Raw genomic sequence first — 12598 nt, forward strand, 5'->3', positions numbered from 1 at the left:
TATGGCTGACGGTAAGAAGCTGTCGTCGCTGGACGCGTCGTTTCTCTATCTGGAAACGCCGGAAATGCCGATGCATGTCGGGAGCATGGCGATCTTTCGTCTGCCGGACGACTACAAGGGCGACTTCTTCGAAGATTTCAAGGCGATGATCGTCTCGCGCCTGCACATCGCTTCGATCCTCAAAGCGCGGCTGGAGAAGGCGCCGCTCGATATCGATCATCCCTCCTGGATCGAGGACGATCAGTTCGACATTGACCGTCACATCTTCCGCGCCAGCCTGCCGCAGCCGCGCGACCGCGCTACGCTCGAACGCATCGTGGGCTGGATGCACGCCAAGCTCTTGAACCGTGCCCGCCCGCTCTGGGAGTTCTACGTGTTCGAGGGCATGAAGGACAACGAGGTCGGGCTCTATTCCAAGATGCATCATGCCGCCATCGACGGCGGCGCCGGTGCGGCGCTGACCAACATGATCTACGACATCTCGCCGATCCCGCGGAAGGTCGATCCGCCGACCGCGGGAGCGAAGCCCGGGCAGGAGCCGCGCGACATCGCAGCGAACCTGGTCGATTCCTACCAGCAGCTTTTCACCCAGCCGCTCGATGCATCGGCGGCCGCGAAGAATCTGCAGCTGCCACGCACCGGCAAGAGCGATATCGGTTCGATCCTGTTCGACAATGCGATGTACCAGATCGAGAGTGCGGTGCGCTTTGCCGGCAACATCCCAACCATGGTCAAGAGCGTCTCGGACGTGCTCGGCAAGATATCCGATCCAAAATCGCGCGAGAGCCTCGCCAGCATGGTCTCGCCGCCGACCATGCTCAACAAATCGATCTCGTCCGAGCGCAGCTTCGCCGGTGTCTCGATTTCGCTGTCGCGATCCAAGGCGCTGGCCAAGCAGGCCGGCGGCAAACTCAACGACGTCGTGCTGGCGCTCGCTTCCGGGGTGGTCCGGCGCTACCTGCAGCAACATGGAACGCTGCCGGCGAAGTCCTTGACCGCTGCCGTACCGATCTCGCTGCGCGAGGAGGGCAACACCGACGCCAACAACCAGGTGTTCGGCATGATCTGCTCGATCGCAACCAACATCGACGATCCCAAGGCACGCCTGGAAGCCATTATCGCGCAATCGACCAAGTCCAAGGAGATGTCGCATCCACTACGGGCTCTGATGCCGCAGATCTCCAATATCTCGATGCTGGGCGCGCCGATTGTCGTGCAGATCATGGCGCTGCTCTACAGCCGCTCCGACTTGTCGAATGTGTTGCCGCCGGCTGCGAACATTACGGTGTCCAACGTGCCGGGGCCGCGGCAGACGCTCTACGCCGCGGGCGCGGAGCTGTTGCACATCTTCCCGGTATCGATCTCGACGCACGGACAGGCGCTCAACATCACCGTGCAGAGCTATCGCGACCAGCTCGATTTCGGCTTCATCGTCGGCGCCAACATCATTCCGCACGTGCAGGTGATGTGCGACATGCTGCCGGAAGAATTCGCCGCGCTCGAGGCTGCCTATGCTTCGCCCGCGGCGGACATCAAGGGCGCCGCTGAGTAGGAATGTTCCGATGATTGAAATGCCACCGCTCAAGTTCGTACAGACGAACGGAATCCGCATGGGCTATTACGAGGCGGGCCCGGTTACAGACAAGCCGCCGATGGTGCTGTGCCATGGCTGGCCCGAACTCGCATTTTCCTGGCGCCACCAGATCAAGGCGCTGAGCGAGGCCGGCATCCGCGTGATCGCGCCGGACCAGCGCGGCTACGGCGCGACCGACCGGCCAGAGCCGGTCGAGGACTACGACATCGAGCACCTGACCGGCGATCTGATCGGCCTGCTCGACCATCTTCAGATCGATAAGGCGATCTTCGTCGGCCATGACTGGGGCGGTTTTATCGTCTGGCAGATGCCACTCCGGCACATCGACCGGGTCGCCGGCGTGGTCGGCATCAATACGCCTCATACCAACCGCGCCTGGGCCGATCCGATCGAGCTCCTGCGCGCGCGCTTCGGCGAAAAGATGTATATCGTGCAGTTCCAGGATCCCGCGCGTGAGCCCGACAAGATCTTTGGCAGTCGCGTCGAGCAGACCTTCGATGCCTTCATGCGCAAGCCCGTAGCGCGCCCGGCAGATGCTCCGGCGGAGGAAGTCGTCGCGGGTGTCGGTGCCTCCCCGCGACTGAACCTGGCATTTCCGCAGATGATCGCGGGCTACGATGCGAAGCACGATCCTCGCACGCCGATCCTGTCGCCGGAAGAGAAAAAGGTGTTCGTGGACAATTTCACCAGGACGGGCTTCACCGGCGGCATCAACTGGTACCGCAATATGTCCCGCAACTGGATGCGCGCCGAAGGGCTCGATCATACGGTGCGCGTGCCGTCGCTGATGATCATGGCCGAGAACGATGCGGTGTTGCCGCCGTCTTCCGCCGATGGCATGGACAAGCTGATCCCCGATCTGGAAAAATATCTGGTCCGCGACAGCGGCCATTGGACGCAGCAGGAGAAGCCGGAGGAAGTCAGCGCCAAGCTGATCGAATGGCGTAGAAGGCGGTTTGGCTAGCTCGCAACGACGGCGTTGAATACCGAGGCAGGGGAAGCACTTTTAATGTCATCGAAGAACCGTCTGGACCCGATCCCGCAGCCGCCGACCAAGCCGGTGGTCGGCAACATGCTGTCGCTGGATTCGGCCGCACCGGTGCAGCATCTGACCCGGCTTGCCAAGGAGCTGGGGCCGATCTTCTGGCTCGACATGATGGGCTCGCCGATCGTGGTCGTCTCCGGCCACGATCTCGTCGACGAGCTCTCCGACGAGAAGCGTTTCGACAAGACGGTGCGCGGTGCCCTGCGGCGGGTGCGCGCGGTCGGCGGCGACGGCTTGTTCACGGCCGACACCAGGGAGCCGAACTGGAGCAAGGCGCACAACATCCTGCTCCAGCCTTTCGGCAACCGCGCCATGCAGTCCTATCACCCGAGCATGGTCGACATCGCGGAGCAGCTCGTCGGCAAATGGGAACGGCTCAACGCCGACGACGAGATCGACGTCGTCCACGACATGACGGCGCTGACGCTGGATACGATCGGCCTGTGCGGCTTCGACTACCGCTTCAATTCGTTCTACCGGCGCGATTACCACCCCTTCGTCGAGTCGCTGGTGCGCTCGCTCGAAACCATCATGATGACGCGCGGCCTGCCGTTCGAGCAGCTCTGGATGCAGAAGCGCCGCAAGACCATGGCTGAAGATGTCGACTTCATGAACAGGATGGTCGACGAGATCATTGCGGAGCGCCGCAAGGGAGGCGAGGCGACCGACGACAAGAAGGATATGCTTGCGGCGATGATGACGGGCGTCGATCGCTCGACCGGCGAGCAGCTCGACGACGTCAACATCCGCTACCAGATCAACACGTTCCTGATCGCAGGCCACGAGACCACCAGCGGCCTGTTGTCCTGCGCGCTCTATGCGTTGCTCAAGCACCCCGACATTCTCAAAAAAGCCTATGACGAGGTCGACCGCGTCCTCGGTCCCAATGTCGACGTGCGTCCGACCTATCAACAGGTCACGCAGCTCACCTACATCACGCAGATCCTCAAGGAGGCGCTGCGGCTATGGCCGCCGGCGCCGGCCTATGGCATCTCCCCACTGAACGACGAGGCTATCGGCGGCGGCAAGTACAAGCTCAGGAAGGGCACGTTCACCACCATCCTGGTGACCGCGCTGCATCGCGATCCCTCTGTCTGGGGTCCCAACCCGGATGCGTTCGATCCGGAGAATTTCAGCCGGGAGGCGGAAGCCAAACGGCCGATCAATGCCTGGAAGCCGTTCGGCAACGGCCAGCGCGCCTGCATCGGCCGCGGCTTCGCCATGCACGAGGCCGCGCTCGCGCTCGGCATGATCCTCCAGCGCTTCAAGCTGGTCGACCACCAGCGCTACCAGATGCATCTGAAGGAAACGCTCACGATGAAGCCGGAAGGCTTCAAGATCAAGGTCCGTCCGCGCGCCGATCGCGAGCGCGGCGCCTATGGTGGACCTGTAGCGGTGTCGTCGGCGCCGAAGGCACCGCGCCAGCCCACCGCGCGCCCCGGCCACAACACGCCGATGCTCGTACTTTACGGCTCCAATCTCGGCACCGCCGAAGAGCTGGCGACGCGGATGGCCGACCTTGCCGAGATCAACGGCTTTGCCGTGCATTTGGGGCCGCTCGACGATTACGTCGGCAAGCTGCCGCGGGAGGGCGGCGTCCTGATCATCTGCGCCTCCTATAACGGCGCGCCGCCGGACAATGCGACACAATTTGTCAAATGGCTCGGCGACGAGCTGCCGAAGGATGCGTTTGCCGATGTGCGCTACGCCGTGTTCGGCTGCGGCAACAGCGACTGGGCCGCGACCTATCAATCGGTACCGCGCTTCATCGATGAACAATTATCGGCGCATGGTGCGCGCGCGGTCTATCCGCGTGGCGAAGGCGATGCGCGCAGCGATCTCGACGGCCAGTTTCAGAAATGGTTCCCGGCGGCCGCCCAGGTCGCGACCAAGGAATTCGGCATCGACTGGAATTTCACCCGTACCGCGGAGGATGATCCGCTCTACGCGATCGAGCCGGTCGCGGTGACCGCCGTCAACACCATCGTCGCCCAGGGCGGCGCGGTGGCCATGAAGGTGCTGGTCAATGACGAGCTTCAGAACAAGGCCGGTTCCAATCCGTCGGAGCGCTCGACGCGCCACATCGAGGTGCAGCTGCCGTCCAACATCACGTACCGCGTCGGCGATCATCTGAGTGTGGTCCCGCGCAACGATCCGACGCTGGTGGATTCGGTTGCCCGTCGCTTCGGCTTCCTGCCGGCCGACCAGATCAGGCTTCAGGTCGCCGAAGGCCGCCGCGCGCAATTGCCGGTCGGCGATGCCGTGTCAGTGGGCCGCCTGCTCAGCGAGTTCGTCGAGCTCCAGCAAGTGGCGACACGAAAGCAGATTCAGATCATGACCGAGCATACGCGTTGTCCGGTCACGAAACCAAAACTGCTGGCCTTCGTTGGCGAGGAGCCTGAAACACTCGAGCGTTATCGCAGCGAGATTCTGGCCAGGCGAAAATCGGTGTTCGATCTGCTGCTCGAATATCCGGCCTGCGAATTGCCGTTCCACGTCTATCTGGAAATGCTCTCGCTGCTGGCGCCGCGCTATTACTCGATCTCGTCTTCGCCGTCGGTCGACCCGGTTCGTTGCAGCGTCACGGTCGGCGTGGTTGAAGGACCGGCCGCCTCCGGCCGCGGCACCTACAAGGGTATCTGCTCGAACTATCTCGCCAATCGACGCGCGGGCGACGTGATCCATGCAACCGTGCGTGAGACCAAGGCCGGCTTCCGGCTCCCGGACGATCCATCCGTGCCGATCGTCATGATCGGCCCGGGCACGGGACTGGCGCCGTTCCGCGGCTTCCTCCAGGAGCGCGCCGCGCGCAAGGTCAAGGGCGCCGCGCTCGGTCCGGCCATGCTGTTTTTCGGCTGCCGTCATCCCGATCAGGATTTTCTCTACGCGGACGAGCTGAAGGCGCTGGCGGCGAGCGGCATCACCGAGCTGTTCACGGCGTTCTCGCGCGCGGAGGGGCCAAAGACCTATGTGCAGCACGTCCTCGCTGCGCAGAAGGACAAGATCTGGCCGCTGATCGAGCAGGGCGCGATCGTCTATGTCTGTGGCGACGGCAGCAAGATGGAGCCCGACGTGAAGGCGGGGCTGGTCGCGATCCATCGCGAGAAGAGCGGCAGCGATGCCGCCACGGCTGCCCGCTGGATCGAGGAGATGGGTGCGAAGAACCGGTATGTGCTGGACGTATGGGCGGGTGGATAACCCGGCAGCCGGACGTGCTAAAGCTCTCGCATGATTCCCTGGGAAAAGATCGACACCGCCAAAATCCCCGGCTCCGATGAAGAGCTTCGCCTGATGCGGCGAGGCAAGGAGTTCTCCATCAAGCTCGGCACCAACGAGCTGATGAACAACCGCCTGTCGGGCTCGGAGGCCGCGCTCGCCACGCTCGCGGCGAAGCAGATCGAGACGGTCGCAAAACCTGTCGTCCTCATCGGGGGCCTGGGCATGGGTTTTACGCTGCGTGCGGCGCTGACCGTGCTCGGAAGCAAGGCGAAGATCGTTGTCTCCGAGCTCGTGCCGGCGGTGGTCGCCTGGGCGCGGGGTCCGATGGCGCAGGTGTTCGGCGACAGTCTCGATGACTCCAGGGTGGGCATCCGGGAAACCGACGTTGGCGAAATCATCCGGGCGCAGCGGTCGGCATTCGATGCCATCCTCCTCGACGTCGATAACGGGCCGGAAGGGCTGACCCGGAAGGGCAATGATGCGCTCTACAATGCGAGCGGGTTGAAGGCGGCGAAGACGGCGCTGCGGACGGGCGGCGTGCTCGCGGTCTGGTCCTCGGGGCCCAACCCGGCCTTCACCAAGCGGCTCGGGAGCGCCGGATTCGACGTCAACGAAGTCAATATCCGCGCCACCGGAAGAGGCGGTGGCGCACGTCACGTGATCTGGATGGCGAGGAAGAGCTAGGCCGCTTGCCCAGCAACCGGTTCGATCGTCAGAACATCGTGTTGTTGTTCGCCGGATTTTCCGGGATCGGTTGCACGACGTCCCAGTGTTCGACAACCTTGCCGTTCTCCAGCTTGAAGATGTCGACGATCGCATTGCCCCTGCTGCCGGGCTCGCGTACCGCGTGAACGTGCAGGATGACGTAGTCGCCATCCACGAAGCTGCGCTTGATCTCGCTGTGCGAGTTCGGGAATTTATCCCGGAGGAAGCCGATGAACTTTCGGAATCCGTCCGGACCATCGGCCGCGTTTGGATTGTGCTGGACGTAGCGGTCGCCGACATAGGCGAGGGCTGCATCGGCGTCCTTTTGGTTGAGCCCCTTCTCGTAGAACGCAAGGACAGTTTTGCGATTGGCTTCTTCTTGCGCGCCACCCGCCATCGCGGCGCCGCTGGCGAGGGACAGCGTGAGGACTGAAGCAGCGACGATTGCGGCCGACCGGACGATGAGATGCATGTGAACTCCGAGAGGCCGCGGCCTCTTTGTTGGCGATTGAGGTTCTCAGCGATTGAAGGAGGCCTGTATAGCTTTCGCACCGGCACGCGTTAAGAGAGTAACCGGCAGCTCACATGGTCACCGTGAGGAGACTGTCTGCGTCGGTCAATCTACGCCGCCTGCACCTCCGCGCCATGGGCGTGCTTGGCGATGGCGTCGATGATGTCCGGCCAGAACCGCATCGGCAGCGCGTGGCCCATGCCGTCGATCATCAGCAGCTTGGCCCCCGGAATTGACTCTGCCGTGTCCCTGCCGCCCTGGGGGCGGACCAGCGGATCGACGGTGCCGTGGATGACGAGTGTCGGCGTCTTGACGCCATGCAGCCGCTCCTTGCGGCTACCCGAGGCGAGCACCGCGCGGAGCTGCCGGCCGACACCGGCCGGATTGAGCCCGCGCGCGAACACGCGCTCGGCACGACCGGGATCGAGCGCCTCTTCCTCCGGGAAGGACCCGGCCCGCAACACGTTCCAGGTCTGGCCGTAGCGGACGATGAACTCCTCCTTGCTGCGCGGCGGCGGCGCCATCAGCATCGCGGCGGCCTCGCGTGTCGGGGGCGGCAGGCGCGGATTGCCGGTCGTCGACATGATCGAGGTGAGCGAGCGCACCCGCTCGGGAAACGACAACGTCACTTCCTGCGCAATCATGCCGCCCATGGACGCCCCGACCAGGTGCGCCGACTTGACGCCGAGCGCATCCATCAGCCCGACAGTGTCTTTTGCCATGTCGATCAGCTTGTAGGTTGCGGCCACGGGAATCCTGAGAAACCGGAGCTTCAACAGCTCGAGCGGCGTCAGACGCTTGCCGCCTGTGAGATGGCTCGACTTGCCGATGTCGCGATTGTCGAACCGGATGACGCGAAAGCCGTGCGCGGCGAGCTGCTCACAGAACGCATCGTCCCAGTGGATCATCTGGGCGCCTAACCCCATGATCAGAAGCAGCGGCTCGGCACTGTCGTTGCCGAAAGTCTCGTAACAGATGTCGATGCCGTTGGCGTGGACGGTTTGCGGCGGATGATAGGCGTTCACGGGTGCGTTCCCTCGGCTTTTGATTAATGCTGTATCGCACGGTTTCCCCTCGCAATGAAGCCGCGTCCGCGACACCGGACCCGCTGCTTGCTGGTTGACCGGCACCGCGCAACGGTGTGGTATGGCGAAAAAGGAAGGGCATCGAAGCTCTCGCTTTCAGGAGGACGCCGATGACCGACAAAAGCAACGACCCCATTGCCATGTGGCAGAAGATGGTTGGCGAGATGGAGAAGGGGTTCAACTCCTTCGCCAATCAGGCCATGTCGTCGCCCGAGTTTTCGCAAGCCGTGAACCGGGCCGGCGGCGTTGCTGCAGGTGCTCAGAAGCAGCTCGGCGACCTCATGGAGAAATATCTGGTCTCCATGAATCTGCCGAGCCGGGACCAGGTCACCGGCCTTGCGGAACGGCTACAGTCCATCGAAGGACAGATCGGTGAGATCAAGTCGATGCTGAGCCAGATGGCGGCAAGTTCCGGAATTTCTCAGGGCTCCGATACTGCATTGCGCCCGCCGCGCACCAAGCGCCCGCCGTCTGAAGGCGGAGAGAAGACATGAATGCACCCGCCGGATCAGACCTCGCAGGGATCCCGGAGCGCATCCAGTCCGAGGTGCAACGCGCCATCCAGAGAAGCATCAAGGGCGTCGAATATTTCTCGACGTCCGGCCCCACGCTCGGGTCGACGCCGAAGGACGTGCTGCATTCACGCGGCACGATGAGCCTCTACCACTATCGACCGATGTCCGACGAGATCTATCGAATTCCGATTTTGATCGTGATGGCGACCACCAATCGCGGTTACATTCTCGACCTCGTGCCCGGCCAGAGTTTCATCGAGTTCCTGTTGAAGCGCGGCTACGACGTCTACATGCTCGACTGGAGCGCGCCACGGCCGGAGGAGAAGAGCCTCCGCATGGAGGATTATGTCCTCGACTTCATCCCGGACTGCATCCGCCGCGTGCAGCAGGATTCCGGCGAACAGGACGTCTCCGTCATCGGCTATTGCTTCGGCGGCGTGCTGTCGCTGCTCTACGGCTCGATCCACAAGGATGGGCCGATGAAGAATTTGATCTGCTTCACCACGCCGATCGACTTTCGCGAGATGAAGCTGTTCTCGAACTTCTCCGACCGTCGCTATTTCGACGTCGATCGCCTCGTCGACAGCGTCGGCAACGTGCCGCCCGAGATGATCCTGTCGTCGTTCGAGATGCTGCGCCCGGCCTCCCGCACCGTCAGCCAGATCCAGCTCTGGGAAAACATCTGGAACGACGAGTTCGTCAAATCCTACCGGATGTTCGACCGCTGGGCGACCGACACGCTGCCGCTGGCCGGCGAATATTTCCGCACCATCACCAAGGACCTGATGTGGGACAACAAGCTGTTCAACGACACCATGTCGGTCGGCGGCCGTGCGGCGAAGCTCGAGGACATCAAGGTGCCGTTCCTGCATGCGGTCGCCGAGCATGACCACATCGTGCCGTATGAGGCGGCAAAGCACCTGATCGCCAAGATCGGATCGGAGGACAAGGAGGAGGTGATGCTGAAGGGCGGTCACGTCTCGCTGGTCGCCGGCGCCAATGCGGTGAAGCGGCTGTGGCCGAAACTGGATTCCTGGCTGGGGAAGAGATCGACATGAGTGAGCAGCGTTCCTATCCGCGCCATGTGAAGACGGACGCGGGCGATATCGAGATCCGCCTGATGTCCCCGGCGGACGAAGCCGCGGTGCTCGCCTTCGGCAAGGGCCTGCCGACCCACGACCTGTTGTTCCTGCCGCGCAACATCAGTGAGCCGAAGGTGCTCTCCGCCTGGGTCAAGGAGATCGCGCGCGGCGCGATCACGAGCCTGCTCGCGGTCAGGGACGGCACGGTCGTCGGCTGCGGCACGCTGGTGCGCGATCCGCACTCCTGGTCGCCTCATGTCGGCGAGATCCGGATGGTGGTTTCGCTCGACGTGCGCGGGAAGGGGGTGGGAAGGACGCTGTCGCAGGAGACCTTCGCCCTCGCGCTCGGGCCCGGCCTCGAGAAGCTCTCGGTCCAAATGACGGTCGATCAGCAGGCGGCGATCACCCTGTTCGAGAGCCTTGGCTTCAAGGCCGAGGCACTGCTGCGCGACCATGTTCGCGACGTCGACGGCAAGACCCACGATATCGTCGTGCTCGGGCACAACATCGCGCAGGTCCAGGCCCAGATGGAGGCCTATGGGCTGCTTGGCGCCGTCCAGCATTGAGAACCGCTGGACGGTGTTCGGGAACCCGGATGGTCAGGGAGGCGCCAGATGCCTCTCAACATGGCTATTCACGGTTTCGTGATATCGCACTGCAATATGGATATTGCGTCGCACAATTAACTATGGCATATAAGCCGTGCCCCGGGCCAAAACCGGACGGGGTGAGCCCATAGCTCAACCAATGAGGATGGAGAGACCCCCAATGACCACCGAAACCAACACCGTTTTCGAAGGCTTCAAGGACGCGTTCAAGAACATCCAGAACCTGGAAGTTCCCGAGGCCGCCCGCGAGTTCGTCAAGAAGTCCGCCAACACTGCCAAGGATCGTGCTGCCGAGGTGTTCGCTGGCTCCGAGCGCGTGACCGCCGCCGTCGAAAACGCGGTGACCGAGACCGTCACCGAAGCCGGCAAGATCAGCCGCAACATCCAGCAGGCGATCTACGAGGACGCCGAGGCATTCTTCGCGGGCATCGACAAGCTCGCGTCCGCCAAGTCGTTCAGCGAAGCTGTCGAGATCCAGTCCGGCCTGCTCCGCGCCCGCGGCGAAGCGTTCGTCTCGCGCGCCAAGGCGACCACCGACTATTTCGGCAAGCTCGCCGCTAACGGTGCGAAGTCCGCTCAGGACAATTTTGCCAAGGTCTACAACAAGACCGCCTGATACGGCCCCCTGAGTAAAAACTGAATTTGAGGCCCGCTTCGGCGGGCCTTTTGTTATTCCGCCGTAGCTGTCATTGCGAGCGAAGCGAAGCAATCCAGTCTGCCTCCTTGGAAAGACTCTGGATTGCTTCGCTTCGTTCGCAATGACGGATAGGGTGATGCTGTGATGACTCCATCAGGCGCCTTCTCTTTCGACACTCCCGGCGATGCCGAACGCGCAGCCGAATTGCGCCGCGTGAAAGCGCTGGCGACGCTGGTGCTGGGCTCGACGCTTGTCCTGTTCGTCGTTGCGAAATGGCTGCTGCCCGTACATCCCGTGTTCGGATTCATCGCGGCCTTCGCCGAAGCCGCGACCATCGGCGGGCTCGCCGACTGGTATGCGGTGGTCGCGCTGTTCAAGCGTCCACTCGGCCTGCCGATCCCACACACCGCGATCATCCAGAGCAACCAGGCCCGTATCGCCGACAAGCTCGGCGAGTTCATCCAGGTGCATTTCCTCGAGGCCGCTCCCGTCGAGGCCAAGCTGAAGGAGATCGATTTCGGCTCCTTCGTCGCCGACTGGCTGCGCGATCGCAAGCGCAGCGATGACCTCGCGCGCTTTGCGCTGCGCCTGCTGCCGGAGGCTGTCTCCGCGACCGAGAGCTCCGGTCTGATGACCTTCATCATCCGCCGCATGTCCTCGCAGCTCCAGGCCGTCGATCTGGCGCCGCTCGCGGCCGGCACGTTGCGCGGCTTCGTCGCGGAAGGGCGGCACCAGATCCTGTTCGACGATCTTCTGCGCGTGATGCACGAGACGCTGAACCAGACCGAGACGATGGCGATCATCCGCGAGAAGGTGCGCGCGGAATTGCCGACCTTGCTCAGGCTCTATCGCGCCGACAAGTTTCTGGTGAACAAGATCGTGGCCTCCGCCACCGCGTTCTTCAATGAAGTGCGCAGCGATCCCAAACATCCTTTTCGCGGCGAGTTCGATCGCATGGTGCTGAGCTTCGTCGACCGGCTCGGCACCGACCAGGCCTATATCGACCGCATCGACGGCTTGAAGCGCGATCTGCTCGCGCGTCCCGAGCTTGCCGATCTCGCCCGCACCGTCTGGGCCAATACGCGGTCCTTCATCGAACGTAGTGCAAGCGGCGAGACGCAGGTGCTGCAGCATCATCTCGCGGGCATGTGTGTCGCGGCGGGCGAAGCGCTTGCGGGCGATGCCGAGCTGCGCGGCGAGATCAACAAGGGGCTGGTCGCGGTGCTGCGCAGTTTCGTCGCGGACCAGAAGAGCGGCGTCTCGACCTTCATCTCCGACCAGGTCAAATCGTGGGATATGGCGCAGCTGATTTCGCTGATCGAAATCAACATTGGCCGCGACCTGCAATACATCCGCTTCAACGGCTCGCTGATCGGCGGGCTGGCGGGTCTTGCGCTTTACTCCGTAGAATTCCTGCTTCGATTGTTGTGACTTTTGCGTCACGGACGTCAGCATTAACGCGCGGGCCTATTGTGGCCCGGAGTGTCTCCCGCTTGAATGTCGGGAACCCGCTGCCTAGCTGATTCATGTTGCGTTGCGGAACGATCAAGAAGCCGGCGTGTTGGAATCCCATACCCATTTGCCGGCAAACAACCGG

General features: G+C 62.9%; 11 protein-coding genes. 9 read left to right on the top strand and 2 right to left on the bottom strand.

Going from position 1 to position 12598, the window contains the following annotated elements; all coding sequences use genetic code 11:
• Nucleotide 1: 1 nt before the first annotated feature.
• The 4 genes from AC0L3B_RS01030 to AC0L3B_RS01045 are packed head-to-tail and all read left to right on the top strand — an operon-like array spanning nucleotide 2 to nucleotide 6542.
• Complete coding sequence (locus AC0L3B_RS01030) at nucleotides 2–1552, top strand: wax ester/triacylglycerol synthase family O-acyltransferase (RefSeq protein WP_473379912.1); 1551 nt, start codon at nucleotides 2–4, stop codon at nucleotides 1550–1552.
• A 10-nt stretch (nucleotides 1553–1562) separates the two neighbouring features.
• A complete protein-coding gene (locus tag AC0L3B_RS01035) occupies nucleotides 1563–2558 on the top strand; it encodes an alpha/beta fold hydrolase (RefSeq protein ID WP_085385882.1) in 996 nt (331 codons plus the stop codon).
• 45 nt (nucleotides 2559–2603) lie between these two features.
• Nucleotides 2604–5837: a bifunctional cytochrome P450/NADPH--P450 reductase gene (locus AC0L3B_RS01040; protein WP_473379913.1), complete on the top strand. Its 3234-nt coding sequence runs from the start codon at nucleotides 2604–2606 to the stop codon at nucleotides 5835–5837.
• Between the two features lie 30 nt (nucleotides 5838–5867).
• Nucleotides 5868–6542 (top strand): polyamine aminopropyltransferase, encoded by a 675-nt coding sequence (locus AC0L3B_RS01045; protein WP_473379914.1) that lies wholly within the window; start codon nucleotides 5868–5870, stop codon nucleotides 6540–6542.
• 28 nt (nucleotides 6543–6570) lie between these two features.
• On the opposite strand, the gene AC0L3B_RS01050 is transcribed toward AC0L3B_RS01045, so the two are convergent.
• Nucleotides 6571–7035: a nuclear transport factor 2 family protein gene (locus tag AC0L3B_RS01050; RefSeq protein WP_018457029.1), complete on the bottom strand. Its 465-nt coding sequence runs from the start codon at nucleotides 7033–7035 to the stop codon at nucleotides 6571–6573.
• A 149-nt stretch (nucleotides 7036–7184) separates the two neighbouring features.
• On the bottom strand, nucleotides 7185–8099 hold the full coding sequence (locus tag AC0L3B_RS01055; RefSeq protein WP_018457028.1) for an alpha/beta fold hydrolase: 915 nt from the start codon (nucleotides 8097–8099) through the stop codon (nucleotides 7185–7187).
• Nucleotides 8100–8269: 170 nt separating this feature from the next.
• On the opposite strand from AC0L3B_RS01055, the gene AC0L3B_RS01060 reads away from it, so the two are divergent.
• From AC0L3B_RS01060 to AC0L3B_RS01080, 5 genes are all read left to right on the top strand, one after another.
• Nucleotides 8270–8653: a hypothetical protein gene (locus tag AC0L3B_RS01060; protein WP_018457027.1), complete on the top strand. Its 384-nt coding sequence runs from the start codon at nucleotides 8270–8272 to the stop codon at nucleotides 8651–8653.
• A complete protein-coding gene (locus AC0L3B_RS01065; protein WP_473379915.1) occupies nucleotides 8650–9732 on the top strand; it encodes a PHA/PHB synthase family protein in 1083 nt (360 codons plus the stop codon). The genes AC0L3B_RS01060 and AC0L3B_RS01065 overlap by 4 nt, the downstream gene beginning before the upstream one ends.
• Nucleotides 9729–10322, top strand: a complete 594-nt coding sequence (locus AC0L3B_RS01070) for a GNAT family N-acetyltransferase (RefSeq protein ID WP_473379916.1) — start codon at nucleotides 9729–9731, stop codon at nucleotides 10320–10322. Before AC0L3B_RS01065 ends, AC0L3B_RS01070 begins: the two co-directional genes overlap by 4 nt.
• A gap of 202 nt (nucleotides 10323–10524) precedes the next feature.
• On the top strand, nucleotides 10525–10980 hold the full coding sequence (locus AC0L3B_RS01075) for a phasin (RefSeq protein ID WP_018457024.1): 456 nt from the start codon (nucleotides 10525–10527) through the stop codon (nucleotides 10978–10980).
• 165 nt (nucleotides 10981–11145) lie between these two features.
• Nucleotides 11146–12432, top strand: a complete 1287-nt coding sequence (locus AC0L3B_RS01080) for a DUF445 domain-containing protein (RefSeq protein WP_018457023.1) — start codon at nucleotides 11146–11148, stop codon at nucleotides 12430–12432.
• Nucleotides 12433–12598: the final 166 nt, after the last annotated feature.

It is taken from the genome of Bradyrhizobium sp. Kon56, assembly GCF_055807635.1.

Bases quoted from the DNA above. Each gene is read 5' to 3' on its own strand.
- AC0L3B_RS01030 (WP_473379912.1), top strand. From the start codon at position 2: ATGGCTGACGGTAAGAAGCTGTCGTCGCTGGACGCGTCGTTTCTCTAT.
- AC0L3B_RS01035 (WP_085385882.1), top strand. From the start codon at position 1,563: ATGATTGAAATGCCACCGCTCAAGTTCGTACAGACGAACGGAATCCGC.
- AC0L3B_RS01040 (WP_473379913.1), top strand. From the start codon at position 2,604: ATGTCATCGAAGAACCGTCTGGACCCGATCCCGCAGCCGCCGACCAAG.
- AC0L3B_RS01045 (WP_473379914.1), top strand. From the start codon at position 5,868: ATGATTCCCTGGGAAAAGATCGACACCGCCAAAATCCCCGGCTCCGAT.
- AC0L3B_RS01050 (WP_018457029.1), bottom strand. From the start codon at position 7,035: ATGCATCTCATCGTCCGGTCGGCCGCAATCGTCGCTGCTTCAGTCCTC.
- AC0L3B_RS01060 (WP_018457027.1), top strand. From the start codon at position 8,270: ATGACCGACAAAAGCAACGACCCCATTGCCATGTGGCAGAAGATGGTT.
- AC0L3B_RS01065 (WP_473379915.1), top strand. From the start codon at position 8,650: ATGAATGCACCCGCCGGATCAGACCTCGCAGGGATCCCGGAGCGCATC.
- AC0L3B_RS01070 (WP_473379916.1), top strand. From the start codon at position 9,729: ATGAGTGAGCAGCGTTCCTATCCGCGCCATGTGAAGACGGACGCGGGC.
- AC0L3B_RS01075 (WP_018457024.1), top strand. From the start codon at position 10,525: ATGACCACCGAAACCAACACCGTTTTCGAAGGCTTCAAGGACGCGTTC.
- AC0L3B_RS01080 (WP_018457023.1), top strand. From the start codon at position 11,146: ATGACTCCATCAGGCGCCTTCTCTTTCGACACTCCCGGCGATGCCGAA.